The sequence below is a fragment of the Leisingera sp. M523 genome (assembly GCF_025141335.1).
GTDB lineage: Bacteria > Pseudomonadota > Alphaproteobacteria > Rhodobacterales > Rhodobacteraceae > Leisingera.
Genome location: NZ_CP081036.1, coordinates 716,838 through 740,580, shown reverse-complemented (window position 1 = coordinate 740,580; position 23,743 = coordinate 716,838). Strand labels below are relative to the sequence as shown.

General features: G+C 62.7%; 20 protein-coding genes. 9 read left to right on the top strand and 11 right to left on the bottom strand.

Annotated elements, in window-relative coordinates; translation table 11 throughout:
* Nucleotides 1-95: 95 nt before the first annotated feature.
* The 5 genes from K3557_RS03505 to K3557_RS03485 form a co-directional block, all read right to left on the bottom strand.
* Nucleotides 96-2,714: a pyruvate, phosphate dikinase gene (locus K3557_RS03505; RefSeq protein WP_259986573.1), complete on the bottom strand. Its 2,619-nt coding sequence runs from the start codon at nucleotides 2,712-2,714 to the stop codon at nucleotides 96-98.
* Nucleotides 2,715-2,849: 135 nt separating this feature from the next.
* Complete coding sequence (glyS, locus tag K3557_RS03500) at nucleotides 2,850-5,228, bottom strand: glycine--tRNA ligase subunit beta (RefSeq protein WP_259997689.1); 2,379 nt, start codon at nucleotides 5,226-5,228, stop codon at nucleotides 2,850-2,852.
* A 9-nt stretch (nucleotides 5,229-5,237) separates the two neighbouring features.
* A complete protein-coding gene (gene gltS / locus K3557_RS03495; protein WP_259997687.1) occupies nucleotides 5,238-6,446 on the bottom strand; it encodes a sodium/glutamate symporter in 1,209 nt (402 codons plus the stop codon).
* A 34-nt stretch (nucleotides 6,447-6,480) separates the two neighbouring features.
* Complete coding sequence (locus K3557_RS03490; RefSeq protein ID WP_259997686.1) at nucleotides 6,481-7,008, bottom strand: DUF6446 family protein; 528 nt, start codon at nucleotides 7,006-7,008, stop codon at nucleotides 6,481-6,483.
* Nucleotides 7,009-7,025: 17 nt separating this feature from the next.
* Nucleotides 7,026-7,967: a glycine--tRNA ligase subunit alpha gene (locus K3557_RS03485; RefSeq protein ID WP_259997685.1), complete on the bottom strand. Its 942-nt coding sequence runs from the start codon at nucleotides 7,965-7,967 to the stop codon at nucleotides 7,026-7,028.
* Nucleotides 7,968-8,224: 257 nt separating this feature from the next.
* Between K3557_RS03485 and K3557_RS03480 the strand changes: the two genes are divergently transcribed.
* Complete coding sequence (locus K3557_RS03480) at nucleotides 8,225-9,997, top strand: trypsin-like peptidase domain-containing protein (RefSeq protein ID WP_259997684.1); 1,773 nt, start codon at nucleotides 8,225-8,227, stop codon at nucleotides 9,995-9,997.
* A gap of 294 nt (nucleotides 9,998-10,291) precedes the next feature.
* On the opposite strand, the gene K3557_RS03475 is transcribed toward K3557_RS03480, so the two are convergent.
* From K3557_RS03475 to K3557_RS03460, 4 genes are all read right to left on the bottom strand, one after another.
* The gene (locus K3557_RS03475) at nucleotides 10,292-10,933 is read right to left on the bottom strand and encodes an SDR family oxidoreductase (protein ID WP_259986602.1); all 642 of its coding nucleotides are present in this window, start codon (nucleotides 10,931-10,933) and stop codon (nucleotides 10,292-10,294) included.
* A 29-nt stretch (nucleotides 10,934-10,962) separates the two neighbouring features.
* Complete coding sequence (locus tag K3557_RS03470) at nucleotides 10,963-11,472, bottom strand: DUF1178 family protein (protein WP_259986604.1); 510 nt, start codon at nucleotides 11,470-11,472, stop codon at nucleotides 10,963-10,965.
* Nucleotides 11,473-11,540: 68 nt separating this feature from the next.
* Complete coding sequence (locus K3557_RS03465; RefSeq protein WP_259997683.1) at nucleotides 11,541-12,314, bottom strand: EcsC family protein; 774 nt, start codon at nucleotides 12,312-12,314, stop codon at nucleotides 11,541-11,543.
* Nucleotides 12,315-12,362: 48 nt separating this feature from the next.
* Entirely contained in the window at nucleotides 12,363-12,881 is a 519-nt protein-coding gene (locus K3557_RS03460) for a GNAT family N-acetyltransferase (protein WP_409201197.1), read from the bottom strand.
* Between the two features lie 91 nt (nucleotides 12,882-12,972).
* Here K3557_RS03460 and K3557_RS03455 point away from each other — a divergent pair, with 91 nt between their 5' ends.
* Entirely contained in the window at nucleotides 12,973-13,578 is a 606-nt protein-coding gene (locus K3557_RS03455; RefSeq protein WP_259997682.1) for a flavin reductase family protein, read from the top strand.
* A gap of 8 nt (nucleotides 13,579-13,586) precedes the next feature.
* Nucleotides 13,587-14,228, top strand: coding sequence for a CatB-related O-acetyltransferase (locus K3557_RS03450; protein WP_259997681.1), 642 nt, complete (start codon nucleotides 13,587-13,589; stop codon nucleotides 14,226-14,228).
* A 271-nt stretch (nucleotides 14,229-14,499) separates the two neighbouring features.
* Here K3557_RS03450 and K3557_RS03445 read toward each other — a convergent pair whose 3' ends face one another.
* Nucleotides 14,500-16,140: a SulP family inorganic anion transporter gene (locus K3557_RS03445; protein ID WP_259997680.1), complete on the bottom strand. Its 1,641-nt coding sequence runs from the start codon at nucleotides 16,138-16,140 to the stop codon at nucleotides 14,500-14,502.
* Between the two features lie 237 nt (nucleotides 16,141-16,377).
* On the opposite strand from K3557_RS03445, the gene K3557_RS03440 reads away from it, so the two are divergent.
* The 6 genes from K3557_RS03440 (at nucleotide 16,378) to K3557_RS03415 (ending at nucleotide 22,131) form a co-directional block, all read left to right on the top strand.
* Nucleotides 16,378-17,022 (top strand): PRC-barrel domain-containing protein, encoded by a 645-nt coding sequence (locus tag K3557_RS03440; protein WP_259997679.1) that lies wholly within the window; start codon nucleotides 16,378-16,380, stop codon nucleotides 17,020-17,022.
* Nucleotides 17,023-17,521: 499 nt separating this feature from the next.
* A complete protein-coding gene (locus K3557_RS03435; protein WP_259999535.1) occupies nucleotides 17,522-18,385 on the top strand; it encodes an S-methyl-5'-thioadenosine phosphorylase in 864 nt (287 codons plus the stop codon).
* A 128-nt stretch (nucleotides 18,386-18,513) separates the two neighbouring features.
* Nucleotides 18,514-19,524, top strand: coding sequence for a DUF418 domain-containing protein (locus K3557_RS03430; RefSeq protein ID WP_259997677.1), 1,011 nt, complete (start codon nucleotides 18,514-18,516; stop codon nucleotides 19,522-19,524).
* Between the two features lie 175 nt (nucleotides 19,525-19,699).
* The gene (locus K3557_RS03425) at nucleotides 19,700-20,239 is read left to right on the top strand and encodes an adenine phosphoribosyltransferase (RefSeq protein WP_129371704.1); all 540 of its coding nucleotides are present in this window, start codon (nucleotides 19,700-19,702) and stop codon (nucleotides 20,237-20,239) included.
* A 1,245-nt stretch (nucleotides 20,240-21,484) separates the two neighbouring features.
* Complete coding sequence (locus K3557_RS03420) at nucleotides 21,485-21,682, top strand: hypothetical protein (RefSeq protein ID WP_259997675.1); 198 nt, start codon at nucleotides 21,485-21,487, stop codon at nucleotides 21,680-21,682.
* 59 nt (nucleotides 21,683-21,741) lie between these two features.
* On the top strand, nucleotides 21,742-22,131 hold the full coding sequence (locus K3557_RS03415; RefSeq protein ID WP_259997673.1) for a hypothetical protein: 390 nt from the start codon (nucleotides 21,742-21,744) through the stop codon (nucleotides 22,129-22,131).
* Nucleotides 22,132-22,268: 137 nt separating this feature from the next.
* On the opposite strand, the gene K3557_RS03410 is transcribed toward K3557_RS03415, so the two are convergent.
* Nucleotides 22,269-23,720, bottom strand: coding sequence for an FAD-binding oxidoreductase (locus tag K3557_RS03410; protein WP_259997671.1), 1,452 nt, complete (start codon nucleotides 23,718-23,720; stop codon nucleotides 22,269-22,271).
* Nucleotides 23,721-23,743 lie beyond the last annotated feature (23 nt).

The window sequence follows — 23,743 nt, the reverse complement described above, 5'->3', positions numbered from 1 at the left end:
CGAAACGTCCAGCGTTCGGGCTGCAACCGCACTTATGGGGAACACATGCACACCGCCGGTGTTACATCGGCGGCTGCTGGATGGCCCAATTTTTCTTAATATTTTGTGTATGTTGGCGCCGTCTGTCCGGTCTTTCCGGAAATTGCCAGCTGGGCTGCGGCCAAACGCGCAACCGGGACCCGGAACGGGGAACATGAAACGTAATCAAAGCCCGCATCACGGCAAAAGGCTATCGATTCGGGGTTGCCGCCATGCTCGCCGCAGATCGACAAAGTGATGGCGCTGTTTTCCGCCCGGCCGCGCTGAACGCCCAGTTTCAGCAGCTCCCCCACTCCGTCGGTGTCCAGCACATGGAACGGATCCTCGGGAAAGACCCCCTGGTTCACATAGTCCGACATGAACCGCCCGGCATCATCACGCGACAGCCCATAGGTCATCTGGGTGAGGTCATTGGTGCCAAAGCTGAGGAACGCGGTATGCGGTGAAATCTCGCCCGCCCTGAGCGCCGCGCGCGGTGTTTCCACCATGACGCCCAGACGGTAGGTAAAGTCCTCGCCGCGCTCTGCCTTGACCGCCGCGGCCACCGCATCGATGCGGGCCTTGACCAGCTCCACCTCGCGCTTGGCTGACACTAGCGGGATCATGATCTCTGGCACCACAGGCTCGCCCCATTTCGATGCCTCCAATGTGGCTTCAAAGATCGCCCGCGCCTGCATGTCATAGATTTCCGGAACCGTGACCCCCAGCCGCACACCGCGCAGGCCCAGCATGGGGTTGTATTCGCCCATTTCCTCGACCCGGCGGGTGACATCGCTGACCGGGATACCCAGTGCCTCGGACAATTCCCGCTGACCGGTTTTGGTCGCAGGCAGGAATTCATGCAACGGCGGGTCGAACAGGCGGATGCAGACCGGCATCCCCTCCATGATCCGAAACAGTTCGCGGAAGTCGTCACGCTGCATCGGCAGCAGCCGCTCCAGCACCGCAGCCCGCCCTGACGGCGTCTCGGCAAAAATCATCTCCCGCATCACCGTCAGGCGGCCGGGCTCAAAGAACATGTGTTCCGTGCGGCAGAGACCAATGCCCTGCGCATTGAACTTCCGTGCCGTTTCAGCATCTTCCGGCGTATCAGCATTGGCGCGAATGCCAATGTCGCGGGCCTCGTCCGCCCAGGCCAGCAAGGTTTGCAGCGCCCCGTCCTGGGCCGCCTCCAGCATCGCCGGCTGGCCCGCCAGCACATGGCCGCTGCTGCCGTCGATCGTGATGATGTCACCGGCCCGGAATACCCGGCCATCCGCCGCCTCCAGCATCTTGCGCTTGCTGTGGAATTTCATGTTCAGGGCGCCGACAATACACGGCAGCCCCAGCCCGCGGCCGATCACCGCAGCGTGGCTGGTCATGCCGCCCTTTTCGGTCAGCACCCCGGCAGCGGCATGCATTCCGCGCACGTCTTCAGGAGAGGTTTCCCGGCGCACCAGAATGCAAGGCTCCCCGCGGGACGCGCTGGCCTGCGCCCCGGCGGCGGTAAAGACCAGCTTGCCCGTGGCAGCCCCCGGGCTGGCGGCGATGCCGCTGCCAATCACATCCCGTTCCGCATCCGGCGCCACCTGGCGGTGCAGCATCTCATTCAGGATATGCGCATCCACCCGCATCAGCGCCTCTTCCTGCGGGATAATGCCGTCTTCGGCCAGCGCTACAGCGATCCGCACCGCAGCCTGCGCCGAGCGCACCACCCGCACCCCGTCGAGGATATGCACGCGCCCGTTCTCAATGACAAACTCCAGCTGCATTTCCTCACGCAGCTTCTCACGCATCAGCGCGGCATGGGATTGAATGTCCGCAAAAGCCTCCGGCGCCAGCTCCTCCAGCGACAGCCCGCGCGTATCCCTGGCCAGATACAGCGCCTTGGCCCCTGCCCCCAGCGCATCGCGCCCCTGGCTTTGGCTCAGGTAGCGTCCGGTCAGCCGCGGACTGCCGGTGGTCGAATTCACCAGCTGCAGCACGCCGGAGCCGCATTCGCCCTGGCCGACACCGGGGATCATTTCCTGCACCACCAGCCCCAGGCCTGCATCAGCAGGTGCGCCCTTGGCCTGGCGCAAGAGCCGCGCCGAGGTGCCTTCCCAGGCCCGCGCCATCGACCGCAGCACCGCCGCCAGCTGTTCGCCCGGATCCTGCGGGAAAGGCTCATCCGTTTCCGCCTCGTAAGCATGCAGGATCTCGCTCAGCGCGTCCGGGCCGCCATCCTCGACATCGTCGAAGACATCCGGGTCCAACCGCGCCACATGCACTGCATAAGATTGCACAAAGCGCAGGAACAAAGCCGCGGCGGCCTCGCGGCCCAGACTGTCGCAAAGGTCCACGTAACGCGCGTCATTCATGCCGATGTTCAGGATCGCGCCCGGTCCGCCCCAATCCGGATCCTCGGAAGACGGGCGCACGCACAGCAGCGCCTCCGGGTCGAATTCGCTCAGCACTGCTGTCAGATCCGGCATCTGGCCTTCGGCAATGGAATGCACCGCATCAAAAGACAGCGCCACTGTGCGCGGCACCGGCAGGTCCAGCCGCTCCAGCCGCTGCAGGCATTTCGCCCGCCCGCCATGGGTGGTGGCGGCAATCGGTGCGGTCGCGGTGATCAGGGAAGCCGGCGGGATCTGTTCGAAATCTTTCTGCACTGCAGCACGTCTCCTTTGCAAGTCACCATAAGGACAAGACATGATCGCGCAAGGGGCTTGTAACCGCCCTCCGGCAACTGAGCGCGGTTCTGCAAAAGAAAACCGGCCTTCCCTTGCGGAAAGGCCGGACCCTGCGGGGCGGGTATTTTGGACCAGAAAGAAGCAGCCGGCTGGTGCTCAGCCTTCCACCTTGGTGAGGTCAGCAACCTGGCCGCAGACCTGGCGGATCTGGCTCAGCAGGTTCAGGCGGTTGCGGCGGACCACTTCGCTGTCCACATTCACCTGCACTGCCTCAAAAAACGCATCGATCGGCGCGCGCAGGGCGGCCATGCCCCGCATGGCCGCCGCGAAATCTTCGGCCTCGATGGCCGGAGAGATCGCCGCCCCGCCTGCCTCCAGCGCGTCGAACAGTGCCTTTTCGGTGTCGTCCTCGGCAAATTTGCGGTCGGCGCCATAGGAGTATTCGACGCCGTCTTTTTCCTCGGCCTGGGACAGGATGTTGTTGGCGCGTTTGAAGCCCTGCAGCAGGTTGGTGCCGTCCTCGGTCTTCATGAAGTCTTCGAGCGCGCGGGCGCGTTTCACCAGCAGGGTCAGGTCGTCATTGCCGTCCATCGCAATGCAGGCGTCGATCACATCGTGGCGGATGCCCTGATCGCGCAGGAAGACCTTGAGGCGGTCGTGGAAGAAAGAGAGGAGGTTATTGGCAAACTCTTTTGCAGCGCAAACCATTGCCATGCCAACATACTGCAAATCATCCGAGACAAGGGGAATACTTCTTCCCAGCACGAATTCAGCCACAGTCACGCTGTTACTCCGCAGGCCCTGAGCGACCAAGAAGAAATCAGCGCAAAGATCGGCCTCTTCTTTATTTGTCTCAGCTTTTGCGATTTCAAAAGCCCTCTTGGGAAGAGCCTTCTCTTTCAAATCCTGAAGAGCGAGTTCAACAGAAGCAGACAAATTTACGCTACTACTTTGAGCGTTTAACACGACTTCAAATTTTGTTCCCCAGAAGTAGTTCTGTAAGAACTTCTCAAATTCCGTTTCTACCAGCCCAAGTAACTTTAATGCCCGGTTGTTTTCGACAATTAGACGAATAGTCCCCAGCGCGGCGCGGCGCAGGGCAAAGGGGTCTTTCGACCCGGTGGGCTTTTCATCAATCGCCCAGAATCCGGTCAGCGTGTCCAGCTTGTCGGCCAGCGCAACGGCAACCGAAACAGGCTCCGACGGGACATCATCGCCCGGCCCCAGCGGCGAATAATGCTGCTCGCAGGCGTTCGCAACTTCCTGTGGCAGGCCGGCGGCCTGCGCATAGTAGCGGCCCATCAGGCCCTGCAGCTCCGGGAATTCATAAACCATTTCAGAGCTGAGGTCGGCCTTGGCCACCCGCGCCGCCTGCTCTGCCAGATCGGCATTGGCGCCGACAACCGGCGCGATCTCGCGGGCCAGCGCGGCGATGCGGTCAATCCGCGCCGCCTGGGTGCCCAGTTTGTTGTGAAATGTCACGTTGCCGAGGTTCTCCACCCAGGACCCCATGCCGGCCTCGGACTTGGCGGTGCGCAGGTCGTTCTCCCAGAAGAACTTGGCATCCGCCAGACGCGCCGACAGCACCTTTTGATTGCCCGCCAGGATGGTGGCGCCATTGTCCGCGGTCTCGCGGTTGGCAACGGTGATGAATTTCTCGATCCGCCCGGTCTTGGGGTTTTTGACCGAGAAGAACTTCTGATGCTCCTTCATGGACGTCTGCAGCACTTCGGCCGGCAGCTCCAGGAATTCGGCGTCGATGGCGCCCATCAGCACCACCGGGCATTCCACCAGACCCGCGACCTCGGCCAGAAGGCCCTTGTCTTTGACCACTTCCAGGCCGCTGGCAAAGGCCTGATTGGTGGCCTCCTGCCAGATCGCCTCGGCCCGTTCGCGGGGGTCCAGCACCACATGCGCGCGCTTCAGCTTGGCGGCGTAGTCGTCAAAACCGGTGACGGTGATCTGGTCCGGCGCCATGAAGCGGTGGCCGCGAGTTGTGTTGCCGGATTTGATACCGTCAATGTCCAGATCCACCACGGCCGCGCCTGCCTCATCCGACAGGATACACAGGATTGAATGCAAGGGGCGCACCCAGCGCAAAGTTCCGGCGCCCCAGCGCATGGATTTGGGCCAGGGGAAGGTGCGGATGGTGGTTTCCAGCACCTCGGCAATGATCTCTGCTGCCGCACGCCCCGGCTTTTCGATCAGGGCGAAATAGACCGCACCCTTGGGGGTCTCGCGCTCTTCCAGCTGATCGCGGGTCAGGCCTGCGCCGCGTAGGAAGCCGTCGATTGCCTTGTCGGGCGCGCCGACCTTGGGGCCTTTGCGTTCTTCGCGGATGGTGGGGCTTTCCGCCAAAAGACCGTCAACCGCCAGCGTCAGGCGGCGCGGTGTCGACAGCGCTGCGGCACCGGCATAAGTCAGACCCGCCTCGACCAGGCCATCGGTCACGCGTTTCTTCAGATCCTCGGCGGCACGCGCCTGCATGCGGGCCGGGATTTCTTCGGAAAAGAGTTCAATCAGCAGATCGGGCATCGGGGGTCCTCAGAAATTCACGATCGCCTGGATGACGATGGCATTGGCGATATCAACAAAGAAGGCGGATACAAGGGGGAGCACAACAAAGGCAATAGGCGACGGCCCGTAGCGTTTGGTCACAGCGGTCATATTGGCGATGGCAGTGGGGGTGGCGCCCAGCGCAAAGCCGCCGAACCCGGCGGCCAGCACCGCAGCCCGGTAACCGCGTCCCAGCAGCGGGAACAGCACAAACAGCACAAAGGCCACCGTGAACAGCGTCTGCGCCAGCATGATAACGGCAATGGCCAATCCCAGCCCCGCGATGGTCCACAGCTGCAGGGCCATCAGCGACAGGGCCAGAAAGGCCCCCAACGAGAACTCCGAGATCAGAGCAAGCGCCGGGGTGCGGGCGACAGGGTCCGCAGCGGGCGCAATCAGGCTGCGCAGGTTGGCCAGCAGAATGCCCGCGATCAGGCAGGGCACAAACAGCGGCAGCTTCACCCCCGCAGCGTCCAGGCTGATCGAGGCGGCATATCCCAGGATTATGGCAAGGTTCAGGTACAGCATCACCCGCATCAGATCGAGGTGGCCGACAGTTGCTGTCTCCGCCTCGTCATGCCCAAGGCCGACTGTCTGTTCCTCCTCCGGGCGTGCAGGCGTCAGCCCATTCCGGTTGATCAGGTGGCGGGCAACCGGCCCGCCCACCAGTGCTGCCAGCACCAGACCCAATGTTGCAACCGCCACGCCCAATTCAGCGGCACCGTCCAACCCTGCCGCGGCAGCCACATCGGGCGCCCAGGCAATGGCCGTTCCATGCCCGCCGATCAGCGCCGCCGACCCGAACAGAACGCCTGCCTGAACCGGATATCCGAACAGCACGGCCCCGGCGGCGCCGATCACGTTCTGGGCCAGAATGGCCAGCAGGGTCAGCACCAGCAGGATAACCAGCGGCCTGCCGCCGGCAACCAGGTCGGAAAGCCGCGCGTTAAGGCCGATACCGGCAAAGAACAGCACCAGCAGGTAGTCGCGGCTCTGCATCTCGAACTCGATTTGCAGGCCGGTCAGGCTGTAGACAAGAAGCACCGCAACCGACGCCGCCAGCCCGCCGGTCACCGGTTCCGGGATGTTGAACCGGCGCAGCGCTGCAACCTTGGCATTCAGGCGCGCTCCCAGCAGAAAGACCGCAAACCCCAGCGTTACCGAGATGAAGTCAGGTATGGTGATATGGGTTTCCATAGCCCCCCGCGGGATTTGCCTCTTAACGTTCCGGTTATTCGCCTGTTGCCGGCCGGGCCGGGCATTCCTCGCCCACCACGGTGCCGTCATAGGCTTTCTGGCCGCAGTCATTCAGCTCATGCCAGACATAACCGCGGCCATCGTCAGTGACGGCAACAACCCGGTCGACACCAAAGGAGATGTTCTTGACCGACAGAAAGGATTTGGCTGTGCCATCCGCCAGCTGTTCGCCGATGGCAGCCGCATCAAAACACTCAAACCAGCCCGGCGCGTTGCGCGGTTCCAGCTTGTCCGTCAGGGTGAACAGCTGCGCCAGTGCATCCGGCGTCACCTTGGTGCGGAAACACGCGCGGTAGCGGATCGGCGAACTGCCGGCGTCAATTGCCTCAAACTCTGAATAGGCGACCGGCTGCGCCTCGCCGCCGCCCAGCGGCACAAGCATCACGTCGCGGCCCGGCTGCAGTTTCACGTCCTCATAAAACCCGTAGACCTGAAGGTAATACATTGCCCCGCCAGCGGCGAGCGCTGACAGGATCAGGATCAATGCCAGAAACTTTCCCATAACGCGCCCTACTCTGCTCAGGCTGCACTTTCGGCGGTATACCCGCCGGCGTCAGTCAGCACAAAGGCGTCGGCACATTGCTTGGCCAGCGCCCGGACCCGGCCGATATAGGCCTGGCGCTCGGTGACAGAAATCACCCCGCGGGCGTCCAGCAGGTTGAAGATGTGGCTGGCCTTGATGCACTGGTCATAGGCGGGATGCGCCATGATGATGCGCTTGCCGGTCTTGGGATCATCATGTTCCTGCGCCAGGATGGCGGCACATTCGGCCTCGGCCTCCTCGAAATGGCGCAGCAGCACTTCGGTGTTGGCCACGTCAAAATTCCAGCGGGCGTATTCTTCCTCGGTCTGCTTGAACACATCGCCATAGGTCAGCGGGATCAGCGCATCCGGGTCGTTGTAGGGCATGTCCATCACATGATCGACACCCAGCACATACATCGCCAGACGCTCCAGCCCATAGGTCAGCTCACCCGACACCGGATGGCAGTCATGGCCGCCGACCTGCTGGAAATAGGTGAACTGGGAAACTTCCATGCCGTCGCACCAGACTTCCCAGCCCAGGCCCCAGGCGCCCAGCGTCGGGCTTTCCCAGTCGTCCTCGACAAAGCGGATGTCATGCATCACCATATCGACGCCGATCGCCTCAAGACTGCCCAGATACAGCTCTTGCAGGTTCGGCGGCGAGGGTTTGATCAGCACCTGGTACTGGTAATAATGCTGCAGCCGGTTCGGGTTTTCACCATAGCGCCCGTCCGTGGGGCGGCGCGAGGGCTGCACATAAGCCGCGGCCCAGGCTTTGGACCCCAGCGAGCGCAGCGTGGTCGCCGGATGAAAGGTGCCGGCGCCGACTTCCATGTCATAGGGCTGCATCACCGCGCAGCCTTTGGCGGCCCAGTAATTCTGAAGCCTCAGGATAATCTCTTGGAAGGAGCGCGGCGCGCCGTTGGTCTGGGTCATCTCGTATCCCTTTTGGGGCAGCTGGGGCAGCAATTGCGGGGATCTTCCTATGCAAGGCAATGGGCAGGGTCAACGCCCTGCGGGTGCTTACACCGCGGCGGCTGCCCTGCGCTGTGCAGCGCATCGGCAACAAAAGTGCGGGAATGCGGCAACGGGGCGGGAATTCCCCCTGCGATGAGGAGTTCCCTTTGCCGTGCCAAAATGCTTAACCTCCGCGGCAAAGAATAAGAGATCTTCCGGGATACGAGGCCCTGACAATGAAAAAACTGTTTGCCGCTCTGGCGCTGCCGCTGATTGCGCTGGCCATTGCGTTCACCGCGCCGGTTTCGGCGCAAAGCAGCCGCGATGCGGTGTGGATCCAGATCGCCGCCCGCCCCTCCCTGCGCGAGGCCGAAACCGAGGCCCGCACCTATGCTGCCCGCCTGCCCGACGTCTCCGGTTATGCGCTTGGCGGTGGCTGGTACGGGGTGATGATCGGCCCCTACGCCCGCGAAGACGCCGAACGGGTGCTGCAAGTCTACCGCGCCGAAAACCAGATCCCGCGCGACAGCTTCATCGCGTTCCGCCGCAACCTGCGCAGCCAGTTCTACCCGGTGGCGGCAGATGCAACCGCCCCGGCGCAACCGGCGCCTGCCCCTGCACCGGCGGCGCCTGCAGCAGAAGACCCGGCACCGCAGCAGCAGGCAGCCGTGCAGTCGAACCTGCCGGATGAGACCCCCGCCGAGGCGCGGCGCAGCGAACGCGCGCTGTCGCGTGAGCAGCGGATGGAGCTGCAGGTCGCACTGAAGGCCGCAGGCTTCTACAGCTCGTCCATCGACGGCGCCTTTGGCCGCGGCACCCGCGGCTCGATGAGCGATTGGCAGACGGCCCGCGGCTTTGAACCCACTGGCGTTCTGACCACCGCCCAGCGCCAGGTGCTGATGGATGAATACAACGCGCCGCTGATCTCGGTCGGCATGGCCCGGGTGGAAGACGCCAAGGCCGGCATCGCCCTGCAGATCCCTGCGGATGAGGTCGCGTTCGACCGCTATGAATCGCCCTTTGCCCATTACGCTGCCAAGGGCAGCCTGGGCGCGGAGGTGCTGCTGATCAGCCAGCCCGGCGACAAACGCACTCTGTTCGGCCTTTATGACATTATGCAGACGCTGGCGATTGTGCCGCTGGAAGGCCCGCGCCAGCGCGGCAAGGACAGCTTCACCATCGAAGGCCGCAACAGCAAGATCGTCTCCTTCACCCAAGCCAGCCTGAAAAACGGTGAGGTGAAGGGCTTTACCCTGATCTGGCCGGCCGGCGACGAGGACCGCCGCACCCGCGTTCTGGCCGCAATGCAAGCCAGCTTCACCCGACTCGACGGCGTTCTGGACCCGGCAGCCGGCGGCGATGCGGTGCAGAACATCGACCTGGTTTCCGGCCTGGAAATCCGCAAGCCGAAACTGTCGCGCTCCGGCTTCTTTGTCGATGGCGACGGCAGCGTGCTGACCACATCCGACGTGGTGGCGGGCTGTACCCGCATCACATTGGACCACGGCTACAGGGCCGAAGTAGCGGCCAACAACACCGCAGACGGCATCGCCATCCTGCGCCCCGTCCAAGCGCTGGCGCCTGCCGCGGTTGGTGAACTCAGCGCCGCCTCGCCGCGGCTGCAGTCTGAGATCGCTGTTTCCGGCTTCTCCTATGAAGGCGTGCTGGGCGCACCAAGCCTGACCTGGGGCAAAGTCGCAGACGTCAAAAGCCTGGATGGCAACACCGGCGTTGCCCGGCTGGAACTGGCGGCACAGCCCGGCGACGCGGGCGGTCCGGTTCTGGACAGCAGCGGCGCCGTTCTGGGCATGCTGCTGCCGCGCACAATCGAAGGCAAACAACTGCCCGAAGGCGTCAGCTTTGCCGTTAACGCCGAAGCCATCCGCAGCGCGTTGAACACCGCAGGTATGACCCCGGCAGCACAGAGCGCCTCGGCAGGCAGCCTGCCCAATGCGGCAATAACCCGGCTGGCGTCCGGCATGACCGTGCTGGTCAGCTGCTGGGAGTGACCGGCTGGCCGTCACTCGCGGCAGACCTGACCGGCAAGACAAAAACCGGCGCAGATTCTGCGCCGGTTTTTTCATGTAAGCTGTACCTTCAAAGCGCAGCAGCTTGAGCACTGGCAGGCACTCCCGCCCGGCAGCGGGCCTTGGCAGGCCCGATGCCCGTTGGGCATAGCACCGTGCCAGTGCACGGTGCTGCGCCGCGCATCCGCGCGGCGCCCGGCCCAAGCCTGCAAGCAGGGCTGGCGCAGCCAGGCCTCTGCGGGCGCGGGAGCTTCAGCCTTCTGTGCGGCAGTAAAGTCAGTAAGGTTGAATACGGCCGTCCCAAGTGTGGAAACAGCCAGTGGTGTCGAGGTTCAGCACTGCGAATTCATTGATCAGCCCGGCAACGGACTCTTCCACCGTGATATCGCCTTCATAGCCGCCCATATCGGTACGCACCCAGCCGGGGTGGTAAATCCCCACAGAGATCCCTTCCGGCTGCAGATCGGTGGCCAGATTGCGCCCGATATTCAGCGCCGCCGCCTTGGAAGCGCGATAGGCATAGCTGCCCCCCGGCGCCCGCGACTGGCTGGCCATCTGCGAAGACAGGATCGCGATCTTGGGCTCTTGGGCCAGCCGCAAATTGGGCAGCATTGCCTGCACCGTCAAAAACACGCCGGTCACATTGGCGGCCAGGGTTTTGGCCCAGACCTCCGCCGAGTAATCCTCCAGCCCCATCGACTTGTCGATGTAGACCCCGGCGTTGCACACCAGCAGATCCACCGGACGGTTCTTGATCTGGGCGGCGAAACGCGCCTGCTGGCCGGGATCGGAGACATCCAGTTTCACCCCGGAGGAGTGATCGCGCGAGGTGCCTGTCACCTCATAGCCCGCTTCCTGCAGCCGTTTCACCAGCTCCTTGCCAATGCCGCGGCTGGTTCCTGTTACAACTGCATGCATCTTTGCTCTGCCCTTCAGTTCGATTTGCGTCAGTTTGATTTCCGGCCTGAACGGAAAGGCAGCGGCATCACCGGCACGCCTTCCTCAATCAGCTCCCGCGCATCTTCCAGCTTGGCCTCGCCATGGATCGCCCGCTCCGGCGCGTCGCCCAGGTGCATTGCCCGTGCCTCCTGAACAAAATTCCCGCCGACGTAATCGGAGTTTGCCTCGACCTTCTTGCGCAGCTCTGCGATGGCCTGTTCCACCTCGCCCGCGGGGCGGCTCAGCATGCCGGGCCCTGCAGGGGCTGCAGCCGCCGCTGCGGGAACCGCAGCTGGAGCGGCGGGCGCAGCGGCCTGCGGTTCCGGTTCCCCGACGGCAGACACCGCCTTGCGCCCGGGGCGGACCCGTGGCGCCATAATCGCCTTCTCCACCTGCGCACCGCCGCAGACAGCACAGGACACCAGACCGGCCGCTGCCAGTTTGTCAAAGGCCGCCGCCGATTGGAACCAGCTGTCGAAACTGTGGCCATCGGTGCATTTGAGGCTGTATTGAATCATGCTTTCCCTCTTAGCAGGAAGGGTTGATTAAATCTCCCTCCCCGGCAAGTGCAAGAGGTCTGTTGTATCTACTGTGCCGCACCTGGGCTCTGCAGCCGCTGCCGCAGCTTTGCGGCCAGCTCCTCCTGCGGCACATCGGCCTCCACCGCCAGCCGCCGAAGCCCGAAATGCACATGCGCCATCTCGCGGTAATAGCCCGCAAAGACGTAATTCACCGCGGCTCCGGCCACGGCCCCGGCGATCGGCACCGCCTGGGCTGCCAGCTTTTGCCCCAGCACTGCACCCAGCTTGGGCGCCACCTGGGCAATCAGCTTGTGCAGGCCCCCCGGCAGCCCCAGCCGCACCGAGACAAAGCCCAAATCCGCACCGTCATCTTCGGCCAATGGGCCAGCCGCTGCAAACACCTGAATGCAATCAAAACGCACGCTGTCGGCCTCCGGGTCGAACCCTTCCGCAGCTGCGGCGCCCTGGATGGTCCGGAGCAAAAACGCTGTTGTCGCAGGCAGCTCCACCAATGCGCCCGGCAGGCCTGCGGCGCCGCCCGCAGCGCCCATGGCGGCGCTCACCATCCGGTCGACGCCCGGTTTCTGATCCGCCACCAGGCGGCGTGACTGGCTGGCCCCCTTCATGGCAAGCCTGAGAGCGGTTTCCGTGGCGCCTGTCAGCCCGGCCTGCACCGGTGCAGGCAGCCGCTCCAGCAGGCTTTCGCCGCTGCCGCCCAGCCGGTTCAAAAGGTCCACGCCAAAGCCGCCCGCCGCCCGGTGGCGCTGTGCCAGCGCCTCCAGTTCAGCTTCAATATCCTGCGGGGTAAATACCCGTGCTGTTGATAGAACGTCCGCCACAAGCGCCTCCTCTGCCTTTCTTAAAGATCGGCAGCCAAGAGCGGGAATTCAACCCTGCCAGCGGCGCACCTGCCCCTGGATGCCGTCCCAGGCTGCCTCTTGCAGCGCCAGCCCCAGCACCCGGTCCGGGTTGGTCGGCGGCGGCATTTCAACCCCGGTCAGTTTCGTAAAACCAAAGCGCCGGTAATAGGGCGCATCGCCCACCAGCATCACCCGTGCCCATCCGGTTTCCTCTGCCTTGGCGACGCTGTCGCGAATCAAAGACCCGCCCAGCCCCTCGCCCTGCCGTGTCGGGTGCACCGCAACCGGCCCCAGCAGCAGCGCAGGCGCCGTGCCAATCAGAACCGGCCAATACCGGATGGCTGCGGCCAGGATGCCGTCACTGTCGCGCGCCACCTCGCTGAGACCCGCAACCGGCGGCACCCCGTCGCGCAACCGGTAGGACGACAACGCCTCGCGGCCCGGCGCAAAGCACAGGTCATACAGCGCCTCAACCTCCCATCGGTCTTCCGGCTGCTCTGCCATCAATTCGATCACGCCGCCATGTCCCTGTTCCGGCCTCCGCATTTTCCCCCTGCAGGCTGGCATTCGGCCTAACACGGGCGTAAGCCTTGGGCAAACACCTAAGCCCCTGAAATCCCCTAAGCAGGAAGCAAGAATGTTCTACCGACCCGAGGACGGCCACGGCCTGCCCCACAACCCGTTTAATGCCATCGTCACACCGCGGCCAATCGGCTGGATCTCCTCGCGTTCCGCCGACGGGGTGAACAATCTGGCGCCTTATTCCTTTTTCAACGCAGTGGCCTACAGTCCGCCGCAGGTGATGTTTGCCTCCACCAGCAGCAAGCCCGACCAAGAGGGCACCAAGGACAGCGTTGCCAATATCGAGGAAACCGGCGTGTTCTGCGTCAATGTGGTGTCTTATGCGCTGCGGGACGCAATGAACGCCAGCTCCGCCGCGCTGCCCAAGGAGGCGGACGAATTCGCCCATGCAGGGCTTGAAGCCACAGGCTGCGAAACCATCGCCTGTTCCCGCGTCGCCAATGCGCCGGCCGCGCTGGAATGCCGGCTGACCCGGATCGTCACCCTGCCGGGCGAGGCAAACAAAGTGGTCTTCGGCGAGGTGACCGGCGTGCATCTGCGCGACGACTGCCTGCGCGACGGCACTTTTGACGTGACCGCCTTCCAGCCGCTGGCCCGCCTCGGCTACCGCGACTATTCAGTGGTGCGCGAGCTGTTCCCGCTCACCCGTCCCGACGACTGAGGCCCGCCATGCCGCTTCCCGATCCGCGCAAACGCAACCCGATCATCCTGCCCGGCGGCACCCCGCACGCGGGCACTGTGATGCTCAGCCAGGTATTGGACCACCCCAACATCAAGGCTGGTGATTACTCCTATGCCTCCGACTTCGATCCGCCGGAAAACTGGGCGCAGCACCTGGCGCCCTACCTGTTCCCCGGCGCACGCGAGCGGCTGGTGATCGGCCGCTTCTGCCAGATCGCCCACGGCGCGCGGTTCATCACCTCCTCGGCCAATCACGCGCAGGAAGGCCTTAGCTGCTATCCCTTCCAGGTGTTCGATCCCAGCCAGATGGCCGGTTTTCAGCCCGACACCCGCGATACGGTTGTAGGCAACGATGTCTGGATCGGTTATGGCGCGCTGATCCTGCCCGGCGCCCGCATCGGCGACGGTGCCATCATCGGCGCCGGAGCAGCGGTGCGCGGCACGGTGCCGCCTTATGCCATCGTTACCGGCAATCCCGGCACCGTTCACAGCTACCGCTTTTCCAAGCCGCAGATCGCCCGCCTGCTGGCGCTCAAATGGTGGGACTGGCCGGCAGAGCTGATCAGCCGCGCCGAACCCGCACTGCTGTCCGGCGATCTCGACATGCTGGAAACCCTCGCCCCCGACTAAGCCTGCCCCAAGTAATTGCTGGTCCGGAGCCGCCGTCGCCTGAGACCGGACAGCCGCGCGGGCGGCGCCGGGACAAGGAAAATCGCCGAGGGGCCCCGCGCCCCGCGGGGAGACGGCTATTTTCCTTGGCTCGGTGCGGACCGCGCGGCAGGCAAGGATCAGGGGATGGGGGATCCGGACCAGCGTTTGCTGGTATGGTGAGCCAGAGCCCCTTTCAAAAAAAACCCGCGGCTCGCAAAACCCGCGGGTTTCTCTTTCACACGATCAGGCGTCAATGGCCGCCCAGGACCCCGGTTTTGACCGAGTAGTCCACCGCAATCTCATAGTCCGGGTCGTCATCGCTATCGACCATCAGATGCCCCGCCTTGGTCAGCAGTTGGTGGCAATCCCGGCTCAGATGCCGCAGCACCAAAGATTTACCCTCGGCCTCATACTTGCCCGCCAGCGCCTCGATTGCCTGCAAGGCTGATTGGTCGACCACCCGGCTGCGGGCAAAGTCCACAATCACATGATCCGGGTCGCCTGCCACATCGAACAGCTCGATGAAGCCATCGGTGGAGCCAAAGAACAGCGGGCCTTCGATCTCATAAACCTTGGCGCCTTTGTCGCTTTCGGACTCGCGGGTATAGGCATGGATACGGCGCGCGTTGTTCCAGGCATAGGCCAGCGCCGAGACGATCACACCGACAACCACCGCAATCGCAAGGTCGGTCATCACCGTCACCACGGTCACCAGCACAATGACAAAGGCATCCATCAGCGGCACTTTGGTCATCACCTTGAAGCTGTTCCAGGCGAAGGTGCCGATCACCACCATGAACATCACACCGACAAGGGCCGCCAGCGGGATCTGCTCGATCAGCGGCGAGGCCACAACGATGAACGCCAGCAGAAACAGCGCCGCAGTAATGCCCGCAATCCGCGTCCGGCCGCCGGATTTCACGTTGATCATTGACTGGCCGATCATCGCGCAGCCTCCCATGCCGCCAAAGAAACCAGTCACCACATTCGACGCGCCCTGCGCGATACACTCTTGGCTGGCACCGCCGCGCTTGCCGGTGATCTCGCCCACCAGATTCAGCGTCAGCAGGCTTTCAATCAGGCCGATCGCCGCCAGGATCACCGCATACGGCAGGATGATCCAAAGCGTCTCCAGCGTGAACGGTGCCAAGGCAGTGCCATACAGCCCCTCGCCGGTGCCAAACGGATTATGGAAGGACGGGAACCCGCCCTTGATCGAGGCCATGTCGCCAACGGTCGGCACATTGATCCCAAAGGCAATCACCAGACCTGCCACAATGCCAATCCCGGCCAGCGGTGCCGGAATGATCGCGGTGATCTTGGGCGTGCCCCAGATGATCAGCATGGTCAGCCCCACCAGCCCCAGCATCATCACCAGCTGCGCATTCCCCAGCCAGGCTTCGGTGTTCTCCGGGTCCTTGAACTGGGTCAGCTGCGCCAGGAAGATCACAATCGCCAGACCGTTCACAAAGCCCAGCATCACCGGATGCGGCACCAGGCGGATGAACTTGCCCCAATGCATCACCCCCGCGATGATCTGCAAAATCCCCATCAAGACCACTGTGGCAAACAGATACTCGACCCCGTGCTGCGCCACCAGTGCCACCATCACCACCGCCAGCGCGCCCGTCGCACCCGAGATCATTCCAGGCCGGCCGCCGAACACCGCGGTGATCAGCCCCACCATAAAGGCCGCATAAAGCCCGACCAGCGGATGCACCCCCGCGACAAAGGCAAAGGCCACCGCTTCGGGCACAAGCGCCAGCGCCACGGTAAGGCCGGACAGCAATTCGGTGCGCACGCGGGCCACGGTAAAGCCCTCGTCCTGCATGATGGAGAGGTTGGGCGGGGAAATCTGCTTGGCCAGCAAAGCCATGGCTGCGCGTCTCATTGGGTGTACCTGTACTTGAAAGGGGAGTGTCCGCAGCCCGCCCCTAGCGGAAATACGCCAATGGGGCAAGGGTGCGGGGTATTCGCGGCACCGGCGCAATGCCTGGGCTCTGCCCTTTGCCCGGACCTGAGGCGCCTCCAGCGGTTTTTCGCAGCCCTATGGGAACCGAACACCCCTGCCAGGCGTTTTTCCATCGAGTGCTCACCCACGAACCACTTAGATTAAGGAAGAATGGTCATGAAAAAGCTGCTACTTTCCACGGCGCTGGCCGCCGTGACAACTTTCCCTGCCTTCGCATCCGAGACGGCCACCGAAGAGGCTGCCGAGGCAATCTCCGAACAAGGCGCAGAGATTGCTGCAGAAGCCGGGGCTGCGGCTGAAGGGGCCGCCGATACGGTTGCCGAGGAAGCGGGCGAAGTGGCCGCTGAAGCTGAAGCCGCAGCTGAAGAAGCCGCAGATGCCGCAGCCGAAGCAGAGGTTGGAGCAGAGGCTGAGGTAACCGGCACCGCAGAAACCGGGTCCGCTGAACATATGACCGACGCTGAAGCCACAGCGGCCATGCAGCCCCGGGTGCCGGTAGAGCGCGACGGCTACATGACTGCGGAAGAGACCGATCTGACCGCCGAGAAGCTGACTGGTGCAGCGGCCTATGACTCCAATGACGAGTGGATCGGCGAAGTGTCCGAACTGCTGCTGACTGATGCCGGCGAGGTCAAGGCCGCCGTTATCGACGTCGGCGGTTTCCTCGGCCTGGGCGAGAAACCGGTTGAGCTGGAACTGTCGAAGATCGACATCCTGCGTGCCGACGACAGCTCGGATCTGCGCGTCTATATCTCGATGACCGAAGACGAGCTGAAAGCCCTGCCCGACTACGAAAGCTGAGCCCGGGATATGCGAAACCGGAGAACCCGCCATATGGCGGGTTTTTCGTCTTTGCCTGCCGGACACCACCACAACCGCGCCGCGGGCCGGAGCCGGCCATTTGGCTTTCCTGTGATTGAGGTTCAGCGCTGCAATGCCGCAATTAGGTCAGCTCCCCTGCCGCAATGTTTCGCGCGCGAAACATTTGGTCAAAAGGGCTGACGCTTAACTTTAGCGCTTGTTATGATTTGGGCGTTCGCTTGGTCCCTCTTCAAGTGCTGCCTGCGCCGCAACGCTTGCCGGGATTATACGGCGCGAATAGCGCCCGCTGTTTCATCTTTGCAAAAATACTCCCGCCGGAGGCTCCCGCGCCATCGGCACACACCCGGTGCATAGGGGGTGCACAGCTGCCGCCCCCTGTTGATCACCTTGCTCTTGCAAAATCCGGCTCCGCTTGTGCATATCCAAGACAACAGCATCAGGAGGGCAGCACGTGACCGCATCAGAACCCCGTGAAACCATGATCGCCGTGATCGGCGGCTCCGGCATTTATGAGATCGACGGGCTGGAAGGCGCCGGGTGGGTCTCGGTCGAAACACCTTGGGGGGCGCCATCGGATCAGATCCTGACCGGCTCTCTGGACGGCGTCAAAATGGCCTTCCTGCCGCGCCACGGCCGCGGCCATGTGCATTCCCCGACCGAAGTTCCCTACCGCGCCAATATCGACGCGCTGAAACGGCTGGGGGTGACGGATGTGTTCTCGGTCTCTGCCTGCGGGTCGTTCCGCGAGGAAATGGCGCCGGGCGATTTTGTTGTTGTGGATCAGTTCATTGACCGGACCTTCGCGCGCGAGAAAAGCTTCTTCGGGACCGGCTGCGTGGCCCATGTGAGCGTGGCGCATCCGACCTGCGAGCGGCTCTCGGACGCGGCCGAAGCAGCGGGCAAGGATGCGGGCATCAACATCCACCGCGGCGGCACCTACCTGTGCATGGAGGGGCCGCAGTTTTCGTCCATGGCGGAAAGCAAGATGTACCGCGCGCAATGGGGCTGCGACGTCATTGGCATGACCAACATGCCCGAGGCCAAACTCGCCCGCGAGGCAGAGCTATGCTACGCTTCCGTTGCAATGGTCACTGACTACGACAGCTGGCATCCGGAGCACGGCGCTGTGGAAATCACTGATATCATTGCAACATTGCAGGGCAACTCTGCCAATGCCCGCGAACTGGTCCGCCGCCTGCCCGGTCTGCTGGGTCAGGATCGTGCGGCTTGCCCGCATGGCTGCGACAAAGCGCTGGAATATGCGATCATGACTGCACCCGGGAAACGCGATCCTGCTCTGCTGGCCAAGCTGGACGCTGTGGCGGGCCGGGTTCTGGGCTGATCCAAGGCTGCAACAGTTTTGAACTATCGGGGCGGTCTTTGCAGGGCCGCCTCTTTTCTTTGCCGGGCTGCATGCCTTTATCGTGCAGCAGACCTTGCTTTGACGTTGCTGATTTCAGGATCTCTTTCATGCGCCTTCACGGATTGGACATCGCCCGCTTCCTTGCCTTTTGCGGCATGGTTCTGGTTAATTTCCGCATTGCAGCGCAGGTGGCGCCGGGAACCGATGCAATCTCTCTGTTCACCAACAGCCTGGAGGGCCGCGCAGCCGCGCTGTTTGTGATGCTGGCGGGGATCGGGGTATCGCTGGGCAAGCCGGACCGGTCAACGATGTTCCGGCGCGCTGTGTTCCTGTTTGTGATCGGCCTGTTAAACCTGACCATATTCGATGCCGACATCCTGCACTTCTATGCGCTGTATTTCCTGGTGGCGCTGCCGTTCCTGACGGCCTCCAGCCGGACGCTGCTTTGGGCCGCTGCGGGCACGCTGGCGGTCGGGCTGGCAGGGCTGCTGTTGCTGGATTACGAGGCGCATTGGAACTGGGACACATTGACCTACGCGGAATTCTGGACGCTGGAAGGCTTTCTGCGCCATTCCTTCTTCAATGGCTGGCATCCGGTGTTTCCTTGGGCCGCTTTCCTGTTTCTGGGCATGTGGATCGGCCGCCTGGATCTGGCCAGCCGCCGGGTGCAGACCCGCATGGTCCTCTGGGGTGTGGCAGCGGCAGTGCTGGGCGCCCTGCCCGGGATACTGCTGCAGGATCCGGAGCTGGCCGAACTCTTCGGCACCAGCGCCATTCCCCCTGGCCCGTTCTACATTATCGCAGCCTCCGGCACCGCGGTGGCCGTGACCGGGCTGATGCTGGCGATCGGCCCGGCGCTGGACAAGGCTGGACTGGGGGAATGGCTGGCAGCACCAGGGCGGCAAGCGCTGAGCCTCTATGCGGCGCATATCCTGTTGGGCATGGGCACATTGGAAGCCATGGGCCAGCTGGACGGTTCGCTCGGCACCTCCCGGATCTTCGGCTACTCGCTTGGCTTCTGCGCCCTGTCGATGGTGCTGGTCTGGGTTTGGAACATCTTTGCGAGAAACGGACCGCTGGAAGCGCTGATGCGCTGGAGCACCCGTTTTCCCCGGTGACCTCTCCCGGCGCCGCTGCCCCGCCCGCGGCCAGTGCCAGCAGGCCTCCCGCGGCAGCCCCGAAGCGCCTGTTCGTGCTTCCCCCTTGCATGACAGCGCTGCATCGGCCAAACCGCCCATGGCCTGGTAACGCAGCCGGGCTGCTGTCTCAGTTGTGCCAAGGGGAACCAAGCCGATGCCCAAGAAGCCCGCCGTCCAGGATTACATCCGCACCATCGTTGATTTCCCGCATGAAGGGATCCTGTTCCGCGATGTAACCACGCTGTTTGCCGATCCGCGCGGGTTCCGCATGGCGATTGACCAGATGCTGCATCCCTATGCCGGCGAACGGATCGACAAAGTGGTGGGGCTTGAAGCACGCGGTTTTATCCTGGGCGGCGCCATTGCGCATCAGCTGAGCGTCGGCTTTGTGCCGGTCCGCAAGAAAGGCAAGCTGCCCGGCACCACCATCAGCGAAGAGTACAAGCTGGAATACGGCGAGGCGATTGTCGAAATCCACGACGACGCTATCAAGCCGGGCGAGAAGATTCTGGTGGTTGATGACCTCTTGGCCACCGGCGGCACTGCGGGCGCGGGCATCAAGCTGATCGAGCGGCTGGGCGGCGAGATTGTCTCTTGCTCCTTCATCGTGGATCTGCCGGAACTGGGTGGCCGCAAGCTGTTGGAGAGCATGGGCATGGATGTGCATGTGCTGTGCGAATTCGACGGCCTCTGAGCACTGTAAGGACAACGTCCGGGCCGGGCGCTCCCGCCGGTCAAACGCCATTCTTGCGAACGGCTCTTCCCGTTGGGCATAGCCCTTTCCGGCCCTGAAGGGCCTGAAAGGGCACGCCGCGCGGATGCGCGGCGCCGGGCCCAAAGCCGCCAGGCGGTCCGGCGCAGCCAGGCTGATGCGGCTGCGGGAGATCTTGGGAATGCCCGGACGGGTCAGCCGGCCTTCAGCACTGGCGCATTCCTGACATTGGGACACAAAAGCAACGCCTGCCGAGTTTTCTCTCGGCGGGCGTTTGATATTGAACAATCGTTTCTGATAGCAGATTGATTGCTGCCGGGGAGAAAAGTCCCGGGGCCACACTTTTCAAAAAAATGCACTGAAGTCTTCGGTTTTGGAAGATTTGGCCAATATGAGCCCTGCCTGACGGAGGGCGGCTTGACCAAACAAAACAGAAGGAAAGGCTGCGTCGCTGTAAAGTCCCTGCCTGAACTGTCTCTTCCTCAAATCCACCCCGAAATCGGGGATACAATCAACCTGAACTGTTGTGGCGATCCCGATTGCGGGAACTACGGCGTTGCGCCTGACTTCATCCAACTATCCTTCGCAGGTAGAAAGCTATTGGCGTGTCTTCAGCCAAAGACACAACAAGGCATACCCAGCCCAAGGACCGGCCCAGCTTCCGCAGGAAGCCCTGAATGAGATTGCCAATGCAAACAAGCATCGGAAAATCATCAATACTCTGCGCACATCAATACTCCGCGTAATGGATACTTCAGCTTTCAGGAAACGAACCGCGATTCCCGCGGGAGCTTTAATGGAGCTGTGGTGAAGCCAACATACACCAAGGCAGCCCACATGGCATGTCCGTGTGATTTACTGCCAGCCAAGCGCCTGGCAATTGCGGTGAACAAGAAGCATCCATGGTTCGGGCCGTGCCGCATGTTTTCCGAGATTGGGTCGAAAAAGACCACTTCGAATGGCATGTCATGCATTTCGGTAAAAAAGCCTCGGAACCTGAAAACTCTCGCAGAGCAACGGCATTCAAAACAGCTTTCGATACCTTCAAGGCGCCAGCGCACGCGCCCGGCCAGACACAAACATCCGGCTATGCGCTCCTGTCTCAGTTTTGCACCGGCACAATGGCTCCTGTCTTTAATCAGGATCCCAGTGGTCATTTGACACCATTCCCAATCACCCTTTTCCATCTTCAAAGTTCATTCCGAAGAGGAAACCGGGGAGATATGGGTGATGCTCGAAAACCGGGTGATGGTCGGCTGGTTCGATAAGGACGATGCCCCACCCGCCTTGGATTACCAATTCGCCGGCGATGCCGTTCTACACCCGCCATCAGGAAAAATACTGCTGTGGCCTGGAGAACCACTTACGAGCAAGTGGATTGAGCAGCCGAAGCCTTACCAGGTGGGCCGGGTCTTTGGGAATTGACTCCTGACGCACCCGCGCGTGTTCCAGGCTTTCAGGCTCAACCTCGCCTTTCCGGCACTGTGCCACGTCCAAGCACCCTCTTTCATGTCCCATCTCAAACAACAATCGCTAGCCGTGCCGGCGGATTTGCAGCATTTGACGGAGAAACCTTACGGGATCTTGCCAAACTTACGCCCGAAGGTGATCGAAAACCATTCTTGCGCAAGATGGCGGGGCGCTACAATTTGCGCTCATGGGATTCGCTGGCCGAAATCACCGAAGGTCTCGATCTTCGCCCAATTCCGCTTCCTCAAACTGTCGAACGACGAGTTGAGTTGTCATTCAGTCCGAAGCTCAAGACTTTCATCCTGCCTTCGGCGGGGTGGGAAACTGTCTTTACTTCAAGTGATCTGGTGTCGCTTCAGGAGGTTCAGGGAGAAGGAAAAAACTTCATAGGCATCATCGGTTAAATCCCTGGTGAAGAGGCTGTGCTGGAAAACTCGAAACATCGGGTCTATTTGATGAAAAACTGCGGATAGATTTGAACCAGACCGGGCATTCGCCGGTCTGGTTCATAGCTTGCCGGCCGGCAGGGCTCCAACTTTTTTTAAAAGGGAGCCCTGCGTGTCCCAAAATCCGGAATGCGCCACTTCAGCACCGCGCCAGGATTCATGATGCCGTTGGGGTCAAGCGCCTGTTTGATTGCCCGCATGGCCGCCAGCTTGGCCGGATCGCCATAGCGTTCCAGGTCGCCCGTTTTCATCCGCCCGACCCCGTGCTCAGCACTGAATGAGCCGCCAAAGGCATGAACCAGATCATGCACCGCCGTTTTCACTGCTTCACGCATGTGCCTGAACTGATCGCGGGACTGCCCCTTTGGCGGGAACACATTGTAATGCAGGTTGCCGTCCCCCAGATGGCCAAAGCAGTTGATGCGGAAATCACCAAGACCTGCGACCACCTCTCTGCCCCGTTCGATGAAGGCGGGAATATCCGAGATCGGCACCGAGATGTCGTGGCTGGAAACCGACCCGATTGCCTTGTTGGCCAGCGGAATATTCTCGCGTACTGCCCACAGCGCCTGCCGCTGAGACCCGGACTGGGCAATCACGCCATCCGTAACCAGTCCTGCCGCCTCTGCGGCTTCGAACAACTCTGCCAGGGTGTCCTCAGCAACCACGCCCTGCGGCAAGCCCAATTCGATCAGCACGCACCACTCGGGTGCCTCGTCAAACGGCTGGCGGATCTCCGGCAGAGCCTCCGCCAGAAACGCCAGACCCTGCCAGTGGATCAGTTCAAAAGCACTGACGGTTTCGCCGGCGTGATCGCGGGCCAGAGCCAGCAGCGCAATGGCAGCAGCAGGGTCCTTCACAGTGAACAGCGCGGTTCCCTGCGTGACAGGGATCGGCGACAGCTTCAGCGCGGCGGCAGTGATCACCCCCAGCGTGCCCTCGGCTCCGATCAGCAGGTTTTTCAGGTCATAACCGGTGTTGTCTTTGCGCAAACGCGACAGCCCGCGCCAGATGTCACCCGAGGGCAGCACCGCCTCCAACCCCAGGCAGAGGTCGCGTGCATTGCCATAGCGCAGCACGTTGACGCCGCCGGCATTGGTCGAAAGGTTGCCGCCGATCCTGGCTGATCCCTCTGCCGCCAGCGACAGGGGAAACAGCCGCCCCGCCCCTTCCGCCGCTGCCTGGACATCCGCCAGAATGGCGCCTGCTTCGGCAATCAGGACATTTTCCTGCGGGTGGACCGACCGGATTGCCTTCATCCGTTCCAGCGACAGCACCAGCGGCGCCGGGCCGTCCGGCATCACCTGACCGCCGACCAGGCTGGTGCCGCCGCCATAGGGCACAACCGGCACCCGGGCGGCATTGGCCTCGCGGATCAGCCGTGAGACCTGCTCCACCGTCTGCGGCAAGGCCAGCACCCCTGCCTGCCCCTGGTAGCGGCCGCGCGGCTCCTCCAGATATCGCGGCTCTGGCGGCCGCAGCACGCCTTCCGGCAGCAGGTTCGAGAGATGGTTGGCAAAGGCAGTATCTGCGGGGTTCAGCATCATGCCTTATCCATGCCGGAAGCGGC